Raw genomic sequence first — 20,875 nt, 5'->3', positions numbered from 1 at the left:
AATTCTTATCCCAAATTCGGGTAACTCAGATTAATTAAAACAGTTATTTGATTTTTATGAAACTAATAAAGCTATTCTTCCTTGTTATATGTTGTTCCTTTTTAATGATTGGTTGTGATAATCAATCTAAAGAACAAAATTTAATAGTTGCAACTTCTGCAGATAACCCCCCTTATGAATTTATCCAAAATGGTCAAATAGTAGGATTTGATATTGACATTATTAATGCTATAGGAGAACAAATAGGGAAAAAAGTTATAATTAAGAATTTTGATTTTAATGGTCTACTTGCATCTTTGACTACTGAAAATGTTGATATAGTGATAGCTGGGTTATCGGTAACCGAAGAGCGTAAAAAACATATTAGCTTTTCAGTTCCTTATATATCAACAAATGTGTCAATATTGTATAGATCAGCAGATAATTTAAAGAATACTGGAGATTTGGATAATAAAGCTGTGGGTGTACAACTTGGTACAACATGGGCGGTAATAGTTCAGGATTTAGCTAAGCAGTTTAATATTAGAATAAATTATTTATCAAATAATTTAATGCTAGTCGAAGAGTTAAAGTCAAAAGTTATAGATGCGGTGGTACTAGAGGCATCCCAATCTAAGAAATTTATTGAGAATAATCCTGATCTTGCTAGCTTCGGTTTAACAGAGTTTTCATCTGAACTAGCTATTGCTATGCCAGAAAATTCTAAACTTATTGATAGTGTTAATAAAGCTATTGCTGAATTGACAGAAGATGGAACAATTAGCCGTATTACTAAAAAATGGCTTCAACAGTGAATTCCGAACGATTTAAACAAGCTCTTAGCACTTTGCCTACAGGTGTTACTATTATCACTACTTTATACAATAATAAGCTATTTGGTTTTACTGCAGATTCCTTTACCTCAGTTTCCTTGTTACCACCTTTGGTATCGTTTTGTCTTGGTAAACAGGCTTTTAGTATGAGTGCTTTTACTAGTAGTAAATATTTTGCTGTTAGTATTCTAGCTGAGAATCAAGAAGATATTTCTAGGCATTTTTCTAAGTTTAACACTGATAAATTTGCGGGTATTTCGTATAATTTAGGATGTACTACTAATTGTCCTTTGATTGAGGGGGCAGTTTGCCATATTGAATGCAACAAATTTAGTCAATATGAAGTAGGAGATCATGTTATATTGGTTGGTGAGGTGATAAATACTATAGTGAACAGTAACTTAAACCCACTAGTACATTGTTTAAGACAATATAGAGGATTAAAATGACTGTTTGTATAGGTGTTTGTGGTGCAACTGGTAAAATGGGGCAGATGATAATTCAAAGAATGAATGGATTTAATGCTTGTACACTTTCTACAACATTTACTAGAAAAAATAGCATAGATGATCTTGCTGAGTTTTGTCAGAATTCTGATGTAATTATCGACTTTTCTAGCAGTGAAATATTAGAAAAATTACTTGATTATGCTATTAGCTACAACAATAAATTAGTGATTGGCACTACTGGTCTAACTCAATATCAGCTTGATCACTTAAACTCAGCTTCCAAAAGCTTGGCTATATTATATTCAGCTAATATGAGTTTAGGTGCGAACTTACTTACAGTACTGGCAGAAAAGGCAGCAAAAATTCTAGATAATACTTACGACATAGAGATTCTAGATTGTCACCATCGTATGAAGAAAGACGCACCTTCTGGTACAGCTATAATGTTGGGTAAGGCTGTAGCTAAGGCTAGAAATTTAGATTTTGATGAATATGCAGTATTTGATCGTAGTCAGAAAGGTCAAAGACAGCCTGATGAAATTGGTATTAGTTCTATTAGGGGAGGGCAGGTACATGGGGAACATGAAGTGTTATTTTTAGGTAATAACCAAGTTCTTAGTATAAAACATCAAGCATTAAGTAAAGAATCCTTTGCTGATGGGGCAATTCAGGCTGCCATTTGGTTATTTGATAAACCAGCCGGTCTTTATTCAATGCGTGATATGTTCTCGCTACTTCAAAGGTGTTGACGATTTTTACATTAAAGTTTACATAATATTAATATACATATTGACATAAGACCTTATTATATAGTATAATCCTGTGTTATAAATTATGGGAAGGGAGATCACGATGTCTCGTAGATGTGAGCTTAGTGGAGTAGGTGTTTTATATGGTAATAAAGTATCGCACTCACAAAGAAAAACTAGAAGACGATTTGAACCTAACCTAAGGGTGGTGAGGTTTGCAAGTGATCTGACGAAGCAAGAATATAAGCTTTCGGTAAATGCCAAATGTATGCGTTCTGTTGAGAAAGTAGGTGGTTTTGATACATATATGCTTAAAATATCATGTGATGTACTCTCAGATAAAGCAAAGGTAATTAAAAGAAAGATAGCTGAGAAAAAAGTTGGTGCTTCATTATGAAAACTGGAATACACCCAAAATATAAAAAATTCAAAATTATTATTAGTAAGGATGTTTTTGAAACAAACTCCGGTGGTCATGCAGAAGAAATTTTGATGGATGTTGATTATAGGAAACATCCAGCATGGACTAAAGAATCTGGAAATGTTGTTAACCAATCTAATAAAAATATCAGTGACTTTAATAAGAAGTTTGCTGGGCTTAGTTTTGGTAAAAAAGTATAGCTAGGCTTTTACTCAAGGTGGATGTCATCCTAAGCGGGGTGGAGGATTTGTTAAAACTAAGTAGTTTAGGTTCTGAAATAAATTTAGGGTGACGTCATGGTAAGTGTGTGCGTGTATTATAGGAGTGTCTACGAATTGAATAATTTTTAGGAAAAATGTAGAAGAGTATACCGCAAGCAGTACGCAAATATACGTAAGGAACGGAAGCAAGTTTTGACAATAAAATTACCAAGAAGAATCAATTCACAGGTACTTCCATTATCGTGGGGTGGAGCAGTTTGGTAGCTCGTCAGGCTCATAACCTGAAGGTCGTTGGTTCAAATCCAACCCCCGCAACCAATTATGGTACGAGTTTTAGTCTATCTGAGTTTGTTCTTGCAGTGTCCCATATATACTGATGAAAATCAAGAATTGCGTTGTCATTATCCAAGATTCTAGCGATACTCACGTACTAATATGTATGCCTAGCACCTCGATTTGGTAATTCCTGCTACTATCATGATTTTGATTCTATCGTCTATCAACTCTTCATTTACGAACAGTATATGACGTCTATGTATTTTTATTACACTAGGATACACTTAGGTTCTGTGGAGTTTCTTAATAGAATCTAAAGTAGTTTCTAAAATCATACTTGCTGCGATTGAATCATCTTTTTGGTTACGTTCTCGTCTTTTGATTCCTAGCGATTTTAATAAACTATTGGCAGCAAGAGAAGTAAGTCTTTCATCTTGTAGATATATAGGAAGATTTATGGCTAAGCTAAGCTTTTTGCTAAATTTTAATACAATCGCAGTTTGATCACTAGCCTGACCATTCATACTAATCGGTAGCCCTACGACAACACCACAGCTAGAATAGGTTGTGATCAAGTCTAATATTGATTTGATCTTATTTTCTTCTGTTATCTCATATATAGTTTTTATAGGCATAGCGATGGTATGTTCTTGATTTGAGACAGCGATGCCTGTTTTTCGTGTCCCATAATCAACAGATATAATTGGTCTATTAACTTGTAAAAGTTGAAAAAACTCTTGCAGTGTTGATGTTATCATGATACCTAAGTTACAATCATACAAAAGCACGTTATTTATATGTTAAAACTAATCCAAAAACATTTAGATAGTAAACTAATCAAACTATCTTTGGTGTTCTCTTTTATTTATTGTCTACTTTTTAATTCAGCAGTTATTGTTTATAAGTTCAGCTACTACAAATTCACTTTTTTAAAAGCAATATTGGAGTTAAGTAAGGACTCTATTTATATTTGCTTTACTTGCTTTATCATTTTTTTTGGTTTAACTATCCATCGACTTGTTTTTATAATAGGAGCAATATTTTTATTTATAACGGGAGCAATTGCCAGCTATTATCTATATCTTTTCAAAATTTCTCCTACAAAAGAGATGATGGGTAGCTTTTTCTCTACTGACTTCAATGAAGTATATGAGATAGTTAGTATTAGGCTAATTGTTTGGCTAATTTTTAGCATAGCTACTTGTATTTATACGATGAAGCATTTCTCTATTTTAGATAGTAAACTATTTGTTACAAAATTACTAGCGGCAATTTGTCTTTTAATTACCATTAATAATATTATTATGCCGCAGTTTAATTTGCTAAGGGGTTATTTTCCTATCCAATATTTACATAACACATATTTATCTTTAAATAGCAAAAGAAGTGCAATGCGTGATGATATAAGTAAGAAGTTTTCTTTCATTGATCAATCGGATCAAAATATTACAGTGGTACTTGTAATAGGAGAATCAGCACGATTTGATCATTTTGGTATTAATGGTTATCACAGGGACACTACGCCATATTTAAGTTCTGTTGAAAATCTTTTTTCATTTAAAGCACAGTCTGCTTCCAATCACACACATCTTTCTGTTCCATCTCTTCTATCTCGCCATCCTGCGAGTAGCTTAGACAAAAGTACAGAAGAAACGAGTTTTTTGTCAATTTTTACCATGCTTGGTTTTAACACTAATTGGATTGGCACTCAGAATATAGTAGGATACTTAAGAAGTAAAAACCCAATTACAATTTATGATGAAGTTAGGTTTACTATGATATCTGGTGGTTCTATTTTATTAAGGAGGCTTGATCACGATGGAAAAATGTTACCTCATATTGAAAATAATATTGTAAATTCTACTACTAGAAATCTTTTAGTTATCCACACAGCTGGTAGTCATTGGAAATATTCTGCTAGATATCCTAAAGAATTTCAAAAATTTACTCCTAAGTGTAATTCCATTACTAAGGTAGATCAGAGCAGTTGTGATATTGAAGAGTTGATTAATGATTACGATAACACCATTTTATATACAGATTTTTTTTTGTATAATGTAATAGATCTATTAAAAAATAGTAACGCTATCCTAATATATGTTTCTGATCATGCAGAATCTTTGGGAGAACATGGTTATTACGGTCACGGTGGACCTATGATCCCAGAACAAACCACAGTGCCTTTTCTAGTTTGGATATCGGATGAATTTAAAAAAAGACATCCTGATTTGGTAAGTTCTATAGCCAATCATTTAGGCACTGAAATTAGTCATGACTATGTATTTCATTCGATCCTTGATTGTGTTGGCATTCATTCTGCTGTGATTGACAAAAATTTAAGCCTATGTACCCCAATTCGGGATAAGAATTAACTAATTCTTATCCCGAATTGGCTTTAATATAAGGAAAAATGCATTCTTAAAGCGGTTTTGCAAATGCATTTTAAACCTTTCTAAAGCTAAAAACATGATTTTAAAAGATTAAAATCATGTTTTTAGCAAAATATTAATTTAACAATCAGATGCAGAGCCGTCTCAAATCTGATTGTTTCGATAATTTCACCGAATTTGGGATAAGAATTGACAAATTCTTATCCCGAATTCGCGTTATGTAGTAAGCAGAGGTTAAATGGCTAAAATTTATCTAATTGCTGGTGAAATCTCGGGAGATTTTATAGGGAGTCATTTGATGCAAAGCCTAAAAGATCTCTATAAGCTGGAGGAGATACAATTAGAGTTCGTTGGTGTAGGAGGAAGCAAGATGGAAGAAGCGGGGTTAGAGCATAGCCTTTTCCCGATTAGTCAAATAAATCTTATGGGTTTCGTCGAAATTATACCACATATTTTTAAGATCACTAAGCTAATCAAGCGTACTATTGCTGATATAATTCAGCATGCCCCAGATTTGTTAATTACCATAGACTCGCCAGGCTTTACTTATAGAGTAGCAAAGAAGATTCGAGCAGCTAGACCCAATTTAAAGATTATTCACATTGTAGCACCATCCGTTTGGGCATACAAACCTTCTCGGGCTATGAAATACGCTAAAATTTATGATCATTTGTTGGCTTTACTGCCATTCGAGCCACCGTACTTTCAGAAGGTAGGTCTAGATTGTCGGTATATTGGTCATCCAATATTAGAGCAGTATTTTTATGATGATAAAGATAAAGAGCTATTAAAGCGAGAATTACAAATACCTGTTCATTCAGAAGTGTTATGTGTCACTTGTGGTAGCCGCAAAGGTGAAATAACAAGACATGCCCCGGTATTCACGGCGGCGATCAATCTACTAGCAAAAAAATTCCCTAATCTTGAAGTGATATTTGTCACGGCTGAGTCTAGTCATAAATCTTTAATTGAACCATTTTTATCAGATGCAGCATTTAACTACCATTTCTCAAGTGATAGACTTAAGATTTTTGCTGTAGCTACCCTTGCTCTAGCAAAATCTGGCACTAATACCTTAGAAATTGCCGCTTGTAATACTCCAATGATTGTTGCTTATAAATTAAATATCTTAAGCTTTTTATTAATAAAGTTACTAATAAAAATACCTTATATTTCTTTGATTAATATTATTGCTAATAAAGAGATATTACCAGAATTTATCCAGTTTAACTGTACTAAATCAAATATAGCAGATAAGCTTACATCACTATTAGTTGACAGGAAAAAAGCAGCACAGCAAGTGAAAGAAAGCAGGAAGATTTTAATAGAATTAGGTTTTAAAAGTCCTAGCTCTCCTTCAAACGTAGCAGCGCATATTATAAAGTCAGAATGTTTAAACTGATATATATAATAAATATCAAGTTTGTAAGAACTCGAGAACAAAAATAACGATGAAGTTGACTATTAGATACAAGAACCAGTTATATTAGACTTACCGCATAAGTCAATCTAGTTGGTGATTTTGTCGTCGAAACTCGCCTCCGCTCCTCACGTACGTCTGTGTACGCTGCGGTGCTCGGCTTCGTTTCTCCTAAAAATCCCTCAACTATCTTTGATTTATGCAGCAAGTCTATTAGAAGAAAAGTTATTATTTTTTGCACTTGAAAAAGATCACCTTAGCTGATATAAAACAAACATCTTTGTATATATACTCTTCTGCTTTGAAGAATTGGCTTTTGCGAATACTTGCAGGAATTTCGCGTACTCACGTACTTTATGTACTGCTTGCGTTCGCTCATCCCTTGTTTATTTATTGTCGTAATTCTCCAAATCATTTGAGTATACGCACCCTTAGCTCAGCTGGATAGAGCAACGGATTTCTAATCCGTAGGTCAGAGGTTCGAATCCTCTAGGGTGTGCCATTCTCCGATTTCAGTGCATTTTACGAATGCGTCAAATGGTGGACGTAGCATAAAGTCTAGCTTTCCGTCTTTTAATTCTAGGTTCGCAAATACTAAATTCATCAATTTACGTTTTCCTTCCGTAGTCGAACCTTTAAAGGTTTCTAACGCTCCGGAAGCCAGTTCTACTAGGTTAACCAAGCATTCTGAAAATTTATCATCAGCATAATTATGGTTTTCTATTTCTCTCACGATATCTTCACGTTTTTGTATTAATCTCTGACGTTTTTCTTCATGATATTCCTTGCTAATATCACCATCTAAAAATAAATCAGTTAACCTATCCATACGAGTTTTGATCTTAGTATGCTCAGTATGTAGCTCTCCTATACGCATTTTATGAAAACCTTGCTCTATTTTTGCCGAGCTTTTAATATAAGCAATTCTGAACAAAGAACGGCACTGAAGTCACGTCATGGTAATGAACGAGATAGGAGAGTATGTGACCGAATTAAGGCAGTTTTGCTGTATGATAAAGTTTAGAGCTATGGAGAAATAGCAGAAGCATTGCTGTTAAGTGAAGAAGCTATATATTTTATGGATAGCGTTCATCCTCAGTATCAAACAAAAGCCTGTTATGGTTGGATCAGAAAGAATCAAAATAAAACTTTACCAACATTTAGTGGCTAGAAAAGGAAGCATTTAATAGGAGCAATTAATTTATCTGATTTGCAATTAGTTAGCACAGATAATCCTAAAGTAAGCGGTGATTATATAATCAATTTTTTACAAAAATTAGAAGCAGAAAATCCTAATAAAGAGAAGATATATTTGATTTGTGATAATGCTGGGTATTATAAGTCAAAGAAAGTAAAGGAGTATCTAGTAAATAGCAAAATAGAATTAGTATTTTTACCTTCCTATAGCCCTAATCTTAATCCGATTGAACGATTATGGAAATTTATGCATAGAATTGTAACAAATAATAAATTTTACCATAATTTTGCTCAATTCTCAGAAGCTATAGATAGATTTTTTGCTAATATTGATAAATACAAAGGTAATTTGCTTACTCTTATAACTGACCAATTTCAGACTATAACTTTTAATCATTTTGCCAACTCTTCAGGTTAATTGAGTATATCCATGGAAACTCAATGCATTTATAGCGTAGCGTGCATTGAGTTTTCATGGATATGCTATTAGTTTCTGCATTATATTTTTCACATTATATTACTTAGTGCTTTATAATTTCTGTGCTATACTAGCTTTATAATTGATAACTACCTAATAGCATATATGGATAAAATAACTCCTCGAGTCGATTTGGCATTTAAGAAAATCTTTGGTGTAGAAGAGAATAAGGACTTGCTGATATCCTTGATTAATTCTATCGTTGGACAAGTGGATCAAGTGGCAGAGATAACGCTGCTTAATCCATATAATCCTAAAAACTTTAAGAAGGATAAACTCTCAATATTAGACATTAAAGCCAAATCTGTTGATGGCAAAAGGTTTAATATTGAAATTCAAATTAGCGACGAAGCTGATTATGATAAGCGAGCTTTATATTATTGGGCTAAATTGTATACTGAGCAATTAAAAATTGCTGAGGACTACTCTCTTTTATCTAAAGCTATTGGTATTCATATTCTAAACTTCACTTCTATTCCAAGTGTTGATAAATATCATAATGTTTTTCATATAGTTGAAAAAGATAGTGGATTGGTGTATTTCAAGGATCTCGAATTACACACTATCGAACTCAATAAGTTTACTAAGAATTCTCAAGAAGAATTACCTGACATCGTAGCTAAAGTAAAAAACTCTTTAGATATGTGGACAGCTTTTCTAACAAGACACGATCTACTGAACAAAGATAATTTGCCTAAAGAATTAGACAATGCCAGCTTAAAAAAAGCTCTAACAGTGCTAGGTGTTATGAACTTTACTGACGAAGAAAGGGAGGCTTATGAAGATCATCTTAAATGGCTGCGTATCGAAGCTAATACTCTGAAAAAACAACTAGAAAAAGGTAGAGTGGAAGAAAGAATAGCTATAGCTAGAAAATTACTTAAAGAAAATATGACATCTGAGCATATAGCTAATATTACTAGTTTAAGTATTGAAGAAATCAACAAACTACTAAAATAGTATATTAGCCATATGGTTATTGGAAGTTTTAGGGTTGTGTACTGGTATTATAATATAGATGCTGATTTATAGCAATTCTTACATCGATTTGGGTTCGTAAATCATCCACTAGAGTCCACCAATACTTTTAGCAACATTTCGGTTAGAAGCATGATACTCATGGTATTTCCTCCGGTTAATTAGACTAAATATTTAATAGTATAGAAAATTTTATTACTTGTCAATTTACAATTAATTTGTAGGTTTTTTTGGCAGAAGAGTTGATAATAACTATATACTGCTCGTAAATGAAGAGTTGGTAGGCGATAGTATAACTTCAAGAAGAGCTAGGCAGTAGCAAAGTCGGGCAGCGTAGCGTACATGAGTAACTAGGCAGCTTCGATCTTTGGTCGCGGGAACGCCAATTCTTGAAGTTCTACCTGAGTATACTCAATTAACCTGAAGAGTTGGCAAAATGATTAAAAGTTATAGTCTGAAATTGGTCAGTTATAAGAGTAAGCAAATTACCTTTGTATTTATCAGATACTGGACTGAAAAATCAAGACAAAAAAAATAATAATTTTGTTTCCCATTTTTGCATTTTTCAAGCTGCAATTTGTTCATAATTTTGCATAGAATTTAGATAGACATTCATGGGCTTTTTGTAACCAATACTTGAATGAAATCTTCTATAATTATAGTGATTGATGTAATCATCAATACCACGCTTTAGCTCTTTAACATCTTTAAAATCATTAATAAATATACAATTATATTTTAAAGTTCGGAAAAATCTCTCCATTATTATATTATCAATACTTCTTCCTTTACCATTCATCGAAACTTTAATGTTATGCTCTTGTAAAATTTCAATGTGTTCATGACTAGTATATTGACTGCCCTGATCACTATTAAATATCTGCGGTGCAGGATATTTGTTAAGTGCATCCCGCAATACTTCAGTTACCAAACTTACATCCATACTATTTGACAATTTATAACTCAACACAGCTCTACTATGCCAATCTATAATTGCCGCCATGTACATAAATCCCGAATTAGTTCGAACATAAGGGTGAGTAGACTGAAGCATTGCAGCTTCAGCCCCTCTCAGAACGGTGCGTGAACCTCTCAGCTCACACCGCTCCCACCATTTTAGCCTTTGGATATATTCCTAATTTCCAATGTATAAAAGCTTCAGGATTAAGATTTGCTAATCTATTTAGATATTCTCTTGCACGTCTTTTATGCCATGCAAGTTTCTTATATTTTCTTCTAACCCACCGCTCCAAATACCAATTCAGGTGCTTCCATATGTTGTGCATTGCCGATGGATAAAACTGCCCATAATAGTTATACCAACCTCTTAACTCAGCTTTAAACATTTCCGAAAGTTCAGATAAGGACTTGTCATTCTTAAGCTGAATGTGCCAACTCCTTATGGTTTGTATGATTGCTTTCTTAGAGTTATTACTTATCGCAGGTAAGAAATTTGGATGAACCATGCCTTGTTTGTTTACACATCTTCTTGGTCTAAAACTATATCCGAGAAAGTCAAAGCTGATTCGTTCATATTCATCACGACGATTATTGTCCTTACAATATATAATACCCGACTTATCAGGATGTATCGTAAGGCCACATTCCTGGAATCGTTGTCTAATAACTTGTAACACATATTCTGCCTGTTCTTGACTCTGACAATGGAGTAAACCATCATCAGCATAACGACAAAATGCTACACTTGGCATTTCTCTTCTTACCCATGCATCAAATACATAATGTAAAAATAAATTTGCTAATATTGGACTTATCACTCCTCCTTGAGGTGTTCCCTTATCGCGCATAATAATATTTCCATCTTTATCTTGCAATGGTGCTTTAAGCCACCTTTGTACGTAAAGTAGTACCCATTTGCACTTACAATGTTTCTCCAATGCTTTCATTAATAGTTTGTGATCGATATTATCAAACAAACCTTTGATATCAAATTCAACAACAAAGTCATATTTCCAGCATCTTGCTCTTGTAACTGCTATGGCATCATGTGCAGATTTCTTTGGGCGATAACCATATGAATCTTCGTCAAATATGGGCTCAACTAATGGCTCAAGTACCATCTTCACTACAGTTTGTGCTATTCTATCCGAAATAGTTGGAATCCCAAGGATTCGTTCTCCACCTGATTTCTTTGGAATAGGCACAGCTTTTACTGCAGGAGGAAAATAGCTGCCTGAGGACATACGATTCCATATCTTATACAAATTATCTTTTAGGTTTCGCTCAAATTCTTCCATAGTTTGTTGTTCAACTCCTGCTGCACCTTTATTATTCTTAACACATTGGTATGCTTGCCATACATATTGCTTAGAAATTTCAAAAGGCTTTACTGTCTTCATAAGCTCCTCCTAAATAAATTTAGTTGACACTGTGATGAACAGCTAAAATGGTCAGACACCTTCACTCCATTGCCATTACAGCAACTTCATCATTACTACATGTCTGTCCGCCCCTGTGTATACGCATCAGTACTATCAGCCTCACGGTTTTATTTCCGCTTGTACCTTTCCTTTAACATCGTTGCACAGGTTCCCGTGTTCAGCTTGAAAGCCTTGACTTAAGCTCACGCCACCTCTATGCCGGATGCCACCTAGCCAGTAAACAGGTTCCCGCTAAATTTATCCCAAAGCAACATCACCTCCTTGGTTTTGACATCATCTGAAGCACTTTCGACACTTGAACGGTGGTTCACTGTTGTTCGTCTTCTTAAGTCTATACCTGACACCTCAAGGATGCCTTTTCTGCATCGCTCACGACAATGCCCTTAAACAATTGCCGCATGCAGTGGTTTGCAGCCTATTCCTGTAAATCGACTGCGAAGGACCTACCTTCATCTCTCAAGCCGCTTGGCACGGCACACTGATATCTCCGCTCCAAACCTCGTTAGCGTTAGGTACGTGTACAGTCCTAGTTGTACCTAGATTAGTCCAATATTTATCAAGCAAATAACTATAAATTTTATGCTGTTTATCTTTTCCAGATGTTAACTTTTTCCTCTTTGGATAAATAGCCTCTATGCCAATCATGTTCATATATTTTAGAACCCGATCCTTACCAATAAACAAGCCATCTTCTAATAATTGTCTATGGATATAACGATAACCAAATTCAGGATTATCAGTATATATTTCATCTATTTTATTTAAAATATTTAAGTTATACCCACTAAATGGTTTTGCTTTATAGTACATTGAAGAACGATTAATCTTTAATAATTCATATTGCCTTGTCTTTGGTAACATTGCTAGCTTGGAATCGACAAGTTCTTTTCTATTTGATAAGTCCAAGCTTTGTAGCTTTCCCACAGCCCAATCTCTCTCTACTATTGTTTTTCCAAGCGTTTTCGCTAATTCATCATTTTGTTCTTTCAGCATATTAATTTGTTCCTGATATTTACTTACCAGTTTTGCTGGTTCAAAAGCCAATGCTGCATTTGATATAAATTGTTTCTTCCAATTACTAATTGTCTTGGAGTTTATCTCATATTTTGATGCTATCACTGATAATGGACTCTCTTCTTTCAGCACTTCTAATACTATCCTAGTTTTTTCTTCAGCACTAAAAACTCTTGCTTTTTCTTTTGTCATTTTTCCTCCTAATTTTTTCTTATTATTTTATCTTAATTAGGAAACTTTTTACTCTATTTTCTTGTCCATTTTCTTCAGTCCATTATAATTCACTGAATTCATAATTCTAAACCACCACATACTTCTGTATGACCGATAAACTCAACGCTCTTATCATACTCATCATAACACAAACTAGGGTTAAAATTTTTGGTGCTAAAATACAACGCTTTTGGATTACTATATGTACGTACTAGGTTACTACCATCAAATAAATGCTTCAAAGCATCTCTTTCTTTTGTATTATGCAAAGAAACAGCTACCTCTCCATCCCCACCTTTAAAAACACCAACATCACCAATTTTTTGACTATGACGTACTATAATATGATCTCCTTGTAATTCTAGTGGGTCCATTTTATTATCAAATATAACCTTTAATTGATCCTTTTCCCCAGCCTTTATTGCATAGTACTTCTTCATATTATGTGCCACCGAATAAGAAGCAAACTCTATATCTAAGCCATTTACTGTATGAGAAACTTTGCATTTATGTAATTCTGACACAAAAGGCTTTAATGTTGTATTTAATTCACGTACAAAAGTAGTTAATGTGTATTTTAATTCTACGTTACTAGCACAGTAATGATCCAACATTTCCATAAAATGCTTACCTTGTTTACCACAAAATGTGACATGCAGCATTTCATAAGGATCAGACTGCTGATTTAAGTGAGTCCCGTGTCCTTTCATTTCCACATGTTCACATTCTGTTCCTTTTTTTATAGCTTCAAATACTCTTTTTGTTGCTCCTACATACTCTGCATCAGATCGTAGTAAATGCGATCCCGATCCACTACTCGTATTTATGATACTATCAAGCTTTGTTAACGCTTCGTTATATCTACTAAATAAACTTGTTAGCTCAGGTTTTATTGCGTTTTTTACAGAAGTTATGCTTGATAGTGGCTCAGAACTTGTTCTTGACTTCATATATACCCTCTATATTTCTTTGTTAAAAAAGTATTCTTAAAGGGAAGATATTACATTTTCTTACTATATTCAATAGATTTACAAAATTCTTTTATCAGGTAATTTAATGGTTACCTATCAAGGTTACATTTCATCAATTACCCTTGTAATTTGGTAAAATCTTTGCCTTAGCATAGATTTTTAATATACTAACTGGATAAGGCTTATCGACCTTAAAAGTCACATCAATATCAGTTTTAATTTCTCCGTGCATAATAAAATTCACCCAGCCTGATTGGTAAGGAGTGGCAAATAAATCACATACTTCTTTAGTGGCTGTTGATGTTAAATATTTTTTATCATTAACCAATCTAATCAACGCATCACTATCTACATATCTACTATTGATATGTTGCCTGTCTATTTGCCCATTATCAAGCCTTTCTTCAATATAACCACCTTTACTATTAAAGAGTTTTAATCCAAGTTCCGCATCTTTTTTCGGAGCGTGTTCTACTTCATCCGGGAATATCAGAGGAAAAGTTTGTAATATCGAAGAATAAGGAAAACCTACCGACAAATGTCTTACTGGCTGTTTTAGCTTAATCAGTTCATTATCGATAATTCGTAAATCATGTAATTCTTCGTCACCAATAATAGATACGACAATTTTCTGAAAAATTGGCAATATAGTTGCAATATTTATTTGCTGAAATGATGGCAAGCAGTTACGGGCTATACTACTTAATTCATAACCACCAATATCAGGAAATAGTTTTTTAAAAACTGGAAAATATCTTTTTGATAATAGTAAATATTTCTCTAATTTTATGCTCTTCTCATCTTCAAGGATATCTTTCAGTAAAACCGGATGAAAACTCGGCATAATTAACTGACAATACTCAATAATGTTACGCTGCAAATAAGCTAGCCCTTCTTTGAGTTCTTGCATTTGCTCAAATATTCTATCCGCTAATGGCTCAGTATAACCTTCTTCGCTATATATCGATGCCCTAGAAGACGATAATGAGGACTTACGATCTCTTTCCATTATCGGGGCAATTCTGTTTGTTACTTCATCTACAATTTCATCGATAGTTTGACTGAAATCATTAGACAAAATATATTCCCTAACATCTTTACTTAATGGTTTATCGAGTATGATATTTCTTAGACAATCAACTATTTCTTCTCGTCTTTTTGAATTGGTCAGCTCATAAATCTTGTTATCATTATGTATTTGTTGTAATTTATCGATTAATTGATTAGTAATAGCTGATAATTTATCATTTATTTGTTGCTTACTAGTATGTTGATTAAATCCAATAATTTGCTGGTCAATTAGTTGTTTGGTTTGCTCACCAAATATATATTTAGTCAGTTCCGGATGAGCGATATATAGCAATTCTGGGTAAAAATCTACTGCAGTTTTGGCAAAAAACTTTTCTAAATTAACTAGCAGTCCGGATTTTTTATCACTATCCTGCTCGGCATAATATAGCAATATTTTCTTATTGAGGTGACTAACCGCTAGTCGCATCTCTTGTATTTCTCTACTTATTTCAAATTGCAGATCAATATTTTGCTTAGCAGTTGCCATAATATCTTGCACCGTACCAGCAATGAACCTAATTAGTTCGGTATTTAGCTTCTTTATTTGTACACAAATAGTTGGACGAAAGGAAAAAGCACTATTAGGCAGATATTCCATCAAACCACCATCTCTTAAAATATCCGGCACATCTATTTCGTTTAGTAGCTTCACGAGTTCAATAATATCACCACCAAGTCGCTCCCCATCATATAATAATTGCTCGATTGTCACAAAGCTTTCAGGATTATTTAAAAACAGATTGTCTAACTCTGCATAAATACGCGAGAATATTCGATGATAGGCAAAAGATACCGCCAAAATATTCATAATCTTAGGCAAATAATTTTGATAATATTTTTGTAAAAAATTCTCTATCTCAGCTCTATGTTCATCATAATTAGCAACTAGCCTATTTTTGTATTTAAAACAATTACCAACATTATCGAGCTTAAGTCTCAAAATAGTTTCTGCTTGAGCTTGTACAATATGCTCTAGCTTGGTTATATCGCCTCTAAACTCATAAGCACTATCGTCTTTTAATGCCTGTATGATTGTTCGGTAGGCGGCATTCTCTCCGGGCTGTTGAATATTCACATGACAATCAGCATAAACTGCTTTATCGGTAACAAAATGCTTAGCAGAAAAATAACGAGTTTGCAGCACTTCTAGATATTCCTTGCTGCTTGTCGCAGTATCATCACTTCTCCGAACATGCAAATATAACATGTCGGCACTTTCCGCATAGATTGGCGTGACGCCTAATACTTGACCGTTGCCACCTAGCCAATGTTGTGACCAGCCCATAATTTTTAAATCATGCGAATAGATAAAACTAGCAAAAGAGCCATTTTTTAGCACTGCTACTATCATTGAAAATGGACTATTACAGCCGACAATTTGCCTAATACCACCAGCAAATATATGCTCAGCATAGGCAGTGATGTCTGATATCTGAAAACCGCCTTTTTCTTGTGAATAATACAAACTATTGATTTTACAACCATTACCTTCAACAAAAAAGATAGTCTTACCGATTACTACTGGTTTCAGTGGTGATATCGGTAACTCAATCTCTTTATGGATTTTAACAAACTCTCCCTTAGCTCGATCTCCTTCTTTGACTAAATAAATGCCATCACTAGTACCTAATAATAATTCATCGGCAAAAGGCACTGACCATAGGACATTATCAAAAGTCGCGGAAGAGAAAGTAGCTGAAAAAGCAGTTAAAGGATTACGAGCCTCTAGTAAAGTTCTATATGCCATCCTAAAATCACTAAAATCTCCTTTATAGCTTGCCCAAATTGAATGAATATTTTTATTAACCCCAAAGCACCATAATCGGTTTTCAAAAGTAACCACTGAAGTACAATATAATTTCTCCGACGTGGCTTGGTAGATATTGCTTTGCCCAGTTGATAGGTTAGCTGCTCGTTGGTGAATAGCTTTTAGCTCATCATTAATTTTGTCTACCTCTGCTCCGTAGATTACTTCATTAAAAGGTTTTTGTATTAAGCGTTCTCTTTGGTCACTTCGTCCTGTCGAAAAATAGTTAACTTGGCATTTTAGTGGTTCAATGATAAACATCTTATCTTTGTTAGGGAAATTGCTGGCTAGCTCATAGCTGCTACTGGACGCTATCTCAGCTCTTTCACCATATTCTACCTGTCTCTTTCTTGCCTCCGTTTCAATATGTTGGTAAAATTGCTCGACAATTTGCGGATCAATGGAGAATTTAAAAATTGGTCTCTTATCACCAAATGAAATATAAGCAATTCCTTGAAACACTACATAAGAAAAATCCTTAGGACGAAAATGAAAATTTTGCCCTTCATCCTGTATAACTTTACTAGTTAACAACAATTCACCACCAACAAAGAATAAGCAACGAGTTTCTAGCTGATGCGATTCAAAAACCAGCAAGTAGGATAATTTCCTTGAGAACATCACAGCTGCCATTTTCCTTGGTACATTGTCACTGAACAAATGAACAAACTGCGTACCATGTCTTCGCATAATGCCCCCTGAGGGTAACAACATGAAGTTGATCAGCTTCTTAACGCCGTTCTGATACAAAGCCAGCTCTGTTCTTCCCTCAATAGTTGGGGTTAGCTCACCACCTGAGAAGTTATTTTTTTGCGAGTAAACAAATTGTTCTTGTTGCATAGAATATTTACACTTCGCCGGAATTAATCAGATTATAATCAACCGCGTAAATCCTTCTTGTTTCTTCTAATTTGATCAAATATTGTTTCTTTAGTCCATCAGTAAACACACTATCGGAATACATAGCAAATGATACTTGTGAGGCTAACGATAAAGCCGCTAATAACTTAAAGCTGCTTGGCACTTGTTGCCAAATAGCCGTATCGTTATTTAGTAAATTATCAACAATCTTTCTGCTGTAGTAAAAAAGCGAGGTAAGTTTACCACCTTTGAAGTAAATCTTACCTGCTTCCGTATAAAATTGTAGATTAGATGGCACTATTACCGCACATTTAATACAATCATTAATGTCCGGCACTTCGGTAAAGTTTTGTCTATTACCTTCGATATTATCGACTCTCCGTAAGGCAAATGACCATTTAACCATTAGCACAGTATCTTCAATGGCAGGATTAACAAACTCCTCACACAATTCCTCAGTTTTTGATACTCTACCACCACCAATGCTACTAATACCAACATTTGAGCCAAGTAGCACTACTGCCTTCTTGATAATCTCATATTTCACGGTAGTTACATTATTGAATAAATTTTGTAACTATGCATCCTCATACTCACTCTCAACAACACCAAAGTTATCATCCTCAACAATAGCAACATCATCACCAATAGCAACATCAACGCCACCAATACCAATATCATCACCAATAGCAACATCAACACCAGCAATGCCAACACCACCAACACCAACGTCAACACCAGCAGCAACAACATCACCTGCTCTTCTCATTACTACTACTTGTGGCTTTTTAGTAGTAGCTAAGTTATTGTTGGCTATTACTGCTAAATCATTTTCATTGATATTCGCACTATCATCAATATTACGACACTGATTACCAAACATCTGCCATGGCATTGTTATGCTATGTATTCCTCTTTGGTGAGGACGATTGCCTACTGCTCGCCACAGTAAGCCATTATGGCTGGTTCGGTCATAATTCTCTAAACATTTAATTACTACTACTGCTTGTTCATTATCACGGCTAGCCCCAAAGGCTTCACTATAATATAATACTTTGGCATAGTGGTATTGTACCAGCTCTTCAATACCCTTCTTGTTAGAGCCACTGACCGTGTTAAATCTTATAGCTCCTTCATTAAAGGCATAGCAATCCTTCACAGCATATCTAGATTGAACCGCATCCCCAGTATTATCAAATATACCACCCAACATCTCACTAGTAATAAAAGTAAAGCCTAAGAAGCTATTAACTTCACCACTTACTAAAGCTCTAACGTTATTATAGTCATAATTGGTAATTTGTGGATCGCGTAGTAAGTCTGAGATTTGATTGCTTGAACATAGTAAGTATAATTTATCATACATACCAAAGGAGCGTTTTTTTAAGATATGATGAGCTTTTATTAGTTTATCAACAGTTAGTCCGGCTCTTTTCGAGTCAATGATACCTCTGTTGTCAGCAACTGCAGCTTGAGCATTTAAGGTTAAATTAGCAGCAGTAACCCTAATTCCTACTGGTACAACATTATTAGCGACGTCAAAGTTAATAACATTATTACCTGTCCGTCCTGCTCTGACTGGACTGGCAAAAGCACTAATAATTACCCGATCTTGTTGTCTACCCATTGCCCAGCCTGCCATTTTAGGAAAATGTGAGGTGGGGTCGGTTAATAGGTTTAGCTTATCATTCCTATCCATGGTAGCATTCCAATGATAGGCAGAAGCAGTCAAAAAGCGTCTTGAAATAGTTGGTATTTTAAATTCTATTTGTTCTAGCCTAGCAGGGTGTCTAGCATCAGCATAATGCCCATGCAAATGATTATCAGGGTCAATTGGGTGTCTAGTTCTACTCTCCACCTCATGGGTAGTCATTGACTCAAAGCTAATTACCTCAGTATCTTGCGTGCCATTAGTAACGCATTTTCGTAATTTAGAACCTTCTTGTTGAATAACTAGGCTGATATTTTTGGCAAATTGTTCTTTAAGGCTATCGGTTATTTGTTCCATTTTTCCTCCTCAAATAATCTATCAATATTTAAAGTGCGATATCATTTATACTAAAATGTAGTCGTTGTCCGCTATGCAGTTGACGACCTTTCGGGTATATATGCTATTAGTGGCTCTTTTATGATAGGTTATTGCGAAGTTGCAGCCTTAAAATGAGTTGTCACATCATGACTTTAATGATTGGTTGGTTACGTTATTTTTTCAGACTTCTTACAAAAGTCGCTTATGCTGAGGAATTTGAAGGAGACGCGGAACACAGAACCGCAGCGTACTAAAGTACGTGAGGATTCGAGTACCGCATCGACGTACAAATTACCAGCAGAAGTAGAGTTTTGTAAGAAGTCTATTGTTCTTTATCATAAGCAATTTTATATAGTTGTTGCATACGTTTAACAGCTTGATCATGTCCCGTATGCTCTTTAGTCCTTAATTTTACCATAAACTCAGGGTCAGAATCAAGTTTTTCTATCTCTGACAATGCAGCTTCCCGGCTATTAATTGCAGGTAGCTCTTTACCAGTTACCAACGAATCGGATTTTAAGGTTTCACCAACCCTAACTAACAAATCTACTAAGGCTGGCGAGTAATTGGAATCTTCAATTAATTCAGCCAGTTCTTTAGTACCAAACTTAGACAAGGCTGCCTGCATCACTGTCATCTTACTGTCAAAACCTTCACCATAAGTGTTTTTCAACCAACCAATGTGAGAGTGACGTGTTTGCTCGATAGCATTTTTTTGCTGTTTCTGTAAATCCTGCGAAAAACCATACAGAGAATTAAGCAGCTTCTCACCTTGCCTTTTAGATAATCCGCTTTGGTAAAACATGTCTTCATAGCGAGCTAGATATTCTTCATCTTCTTTACTTCGTTTATCAGTATATTTCTTATCCTCAGGCAGCCCCATCCTAGAATAAAATTTATGCCACTCTTCATCAGAGCTGTCATCCTTTGGCACAGCAACTCGTTGATTCAAGCTCTTCTCTGCTTCCAAATAGCTCTGTGCCAAAGATGAAACATCTTTAAATTTACTCAATGACTCAGCTTTGCGGATGTCCTCAGGCATGTTAGCTAGCCAATCGCTAGCAGAGGAAGTAGGGTTAATTTCATAGTTATTAGCAGTTCCTTCTTTGCTCATCG

The 20,875-nt window shown here is 34.6% G+C and carries 19 protein-coding genes, 2 tRNA genes and 1 pseudogene; 12 read left to right on the top strand and 10 right to left on the bottom strand.

Features of this window, described 5'->3' with window-relative positions:
• Window positions 1-56: 56 nt before the first annotated feature.
• The 6 genes from ACFEL2_RS02620 (at window position 57) to ACFEL2_RS02595 (ending at window position 2,970) form a co-directional block, all read left to right on the top strand.
• Window positions 57-794: an ABC transporter substrate-binding protein gene (locus ACFEL2_RS02620; RefSeq protein WP_341755231.1), complete on the top strand. Its 738-nt coding sequence runs from the start codon at window positions 57-59 to the stop codon at window positions 792-794.
• Window positions 779-1,261: a flavin reductase family protein gene (locus ACFEL2_RS02615; RefSeq protein ID WP_375332178.1), complete on the top strand. Its 483-nt coding sequence runs from the start codon at window positions 779-781 to the stop codon at window positions 1,259-1,261. The genes ACFEL2_RS02620 and ACFEL2_RS02615 overlap by 16 nt, the downstream gene beginning before the upstream one ends.
• On the top strand, window positions 1,258-2,010 hold the full coding sequence (dapB, locus tag ACFEL2_RS02610; protein WP_341751133.1) for a 4-hydroxy-tetrahydrodipicolinate reductase: 753 nt from the start codon (window positions 1,258-1,260) through the stop codon (window positions 2,008-2,010). Before ACFEL2_RS02615 ends, dapB begins: the two co-directional genes overlap by 4 nt.
• A 103-nt stretch (window positions 2,011-2,113) precedes the next feature.
• Window positions 2,114-2,407, top strand: a complete 294-nt coding sequence (rpmB, locus tag ACFEL2_RS02605; RefSeq protein ID WP_375332177.1) for a 50S ribosomal protein L28 — start codon at window positions 2,114-2,116, stop codon at window positions 2,405-2,407.
• Window positions 2,404-2,631 carry a 50S ribosomal protein L31 gene (gene rpmE / locus ACFEL2_RS02600; RefSeq protein WP_341748295.1) on the top strand — a complete coding sequence of 76 codons (228 nt, stop codon included), beginning with the start codon at window positions 2,404-2,406 and terminating at the stop codon, window positions 2,629-2,631. The genes rpmB and rpmE overlap by 4 nt, the downstream gene beginning before the upstream one ends.
• Window positions 2,632-2,893: 262 nt before the next feature.
• A tRNA-Met gene (locus ACFEL2_RS02595) sits at window positions 2,894-2,970 on the top strand.
• A 242-nt stretch (window positions 2,971-3,212) separates the two neighbouring features.
• Here the strand turns inward: ACFEL2_RS02595 and ruvX are convergent.
• Window positions 3,213-3,686, bottom strand: a complete 474-nt coding sequence (gene ruvX / locus ACFEL2_RS02590) for a Holliday junction resolvase RuvX (RefSeq protein WP_341751135.1) — start codon at window positions 3,684-3,686, stop codon at window positions 3,213-3,215.
• 39 nt (window positions 3,687-3,725) lie between these two features.
• On the opposite strand from ruvX, the gene ACFEL2_RS02585 reads away from it, so the two are divergent.
• The 3 genes from ACFEL2_RS02585 to ACFEL2_RS02575 all read left to right on the top strand — a co-directional run bounded on the left by ACFEL2_RS02585 (window position 3,726) and on the right by ACFEL2_RS02575 (window position 7,240).
• On the top strand, window positions 3,726-5,300 hold the full coding sequence (locus tag ACFEL2_RS02585) for a phosphoethanolamine transferase (protein WP_375332176.1): 1,575 nt from the start codon (window positions 3,726-3,728) through the stop codon (window positions 5,298-5,300).
• A 256-nt stretch (window positions 5,301-5,556) separates the two neighbouring features.
• Window positions 5,557-6,720 (top strand): lipid-A-disaccharide synthase, encoded by a 1,164-nt coding sequence (lpxB, locus tag ACFEL2_RS02580; protein ID WP_375332175.1) that lies wholly within the window; start codon window positions 5,557-5,559, stop codon window positions 6,718-6,720.
• Between the two features lie 443 nt (window positions 6,721-7,163).
• Window positions 7,164-7,240 (top strand) — tRNA-Arg (locus tag ACFEL2_RS02575).
• Here the strand turns inward: ACFEL2_RS02575 and ACFEL2_RS02570 are convergent.
• On the bottom strand, window positions 7,211-7,672 hold the full coding sequence (locus ACFEL2_RS02570; RefSeq protein WP_375332174.1) for a hypothetical protein: 462 nt from the start codon (window positions 7,670-7,672) through the stop codon (window positions 7,211-7,213). The two genes, ACFEL2_RS02575 and ACFEL2_RS02570, sit on opposite strands and share 30 nt — an antisense overlap.
• Before the next feature lie 114 nt (window positions 7,673-7,786).
• On the opposite strand from ACFEL2_RS02570, the gene ACFEL2_RS02565 reads away from it, so the two are divergent.
• The 3 genes from ACFEL2_RS02565 (at window position 7,787) to ACFEL2_RS02555 (ending at window position 9,373) form a co-directional block, all read left to right on the top strand.
• A complete protein-coding gene (locus ACFEL2_RS02565) occupies window positions 7,787-7,909 on the top strand; it encodes a hypothetical protein (RefSeq protein ID WP_375332173.1) in 123 nt (40 codons plus the stop codon).
• Window positions 7,910-7,924: 15 nt separating this feature from the next.
• Window positions 7,925-8,353, top strand: a complete 429-nt coding sequence (locus ACFEL2_RS02560; protein WP_375332364.1) for an IS630 family transposase — start codon at window positions 7,925-7,927, stop codon at window positions 8,351-8,353.
• Between the two features lie 165 nt (window positions 8,354-8,518).
• Window positions 8,519-9,373 (top strand): Rpn family recombination-promoting nuclease/putative transposase, encoded by an 855-nt coding sequence (locus ACFEL2_RS02555; protein WP_341751140.1) that lies wholly within the window; start codon window positions 8,519-8,521, stop codon window positions 9,371-9,373.
• Window positions 9,374-9,956: 583 nt separating this feature from the next.
• Here ACFEL2_RS02555 and ACFEL2_RS02550 read toward each other — a convergent pair.
• The 8 genes and pseudogenes from ACFEL2_RS02550 to ACFEL2_RS02510 all read right to left on the bottom strand — a co-directional run.
• Window positions 9,957-10,424: pseudogene (locus tag ACFEL2_RS02550) on the bottom strand (IS3 family transposase); the annotation flags it as partial.
• Between the two features lie 64 nt (window positions 10,425-10,488).
• Entirely contained in the window at window positions 10,489-11,751 is a 1,263-nt protein-coding gene (gene ltrA, locus ACFEL2_RS02545; RefSeq protein ID WP_375331612.1) for a group II intron reverse transcriptase/maturase, read from the bottom strand.
• 498 nt (window positions 11,752-12,249) lie between these two features.
• Entirely contained in the window at window positions 12,250-12,999 is a 750-nt protein-coding gene (locus ACFEL2_RS02540; RefSeq protein WP_375331964.1) for an IS3 family transposase, read from the bottom strand.
• Between the two features lie 98 nt (window positions 13,000-13,097).
• Complete coding sequence (locus ACFEL2_RS02535) at window positions 13,098-13,970, bottom strand: hypothetical protein (protein WP_375332172.1); 873 nt, start codon at window positions 13,968-13,970, stop codon at window positions 13,098-13,100.
• 133 nt (window positions 13,971-14,103) lie between these two features.
• Window positions 14,104-17,709 carry a hypothetical protein gene (locus tag ACFEL2_RS02530; RefSeq protein ID WP_375332171.1) on the bottom strand — a complete coding sequence of 1,202 codons (3,606 nt, stop codon included), beginning with the start codon at window positions 17,707-17,709 and terminating at the stop codon, window positions 14,104-14,106.
• A 7-nt stretch (window positions 17,710-17,716) separates the two neighbouring features.
• Complete coding sequence (locus tag ACFEL2_RS02525) at window positions 17,717-18,277, bottom strand: hypothetical protein (RefSeq protein ID WP_375332057.1); 561 nt, start codon at window positions 18,275-18,277, stop codon at window positions 17,717-17,719.
• 30 nt (window positions 18,278-18,307) lie between these two features.
• Complete coding sequence (locus ACFEL2_RS02520) at window positions 18,308-19,738, bottom strand: phage capsid protein (RefSeq protein WP_375332170.1); 1,431 nt, start codon at window positions 19,736-19,738, stop codon at window positions 18,308-18,310.
• A 343-nt stretch (window positions 19,739-20,081) separates the two neighbouring features.
• Window positions 20,082-20,873, bottom strand: coding sequence for a hypothetical protein (locus ACFEL2_RS02510; RefSeq protein ID WP_375332168.1), 792 nt, complete (start codon window positions 20,871-20,873; stop codon window positions 20,082-20,084).
• Between the last annotated feature and the right edge of the window lie 2 nt (window positions 20,874-20,875).

The organism is Candidatus Tisiphia endosymbiont of Temnostethus pusillus, from assembly GCF_964264675.1.
GTDB lineage: Bacteria > Pseudomonadota > Alphaproteobacteria > Rickettsiales > Rickettsiaceae > Tisiphia.
The sequence above is the reverse complement of the archived record's forward strand: the minus strand, read 5'-3'. Positions and strand labels throughout refer to the sequence as shown.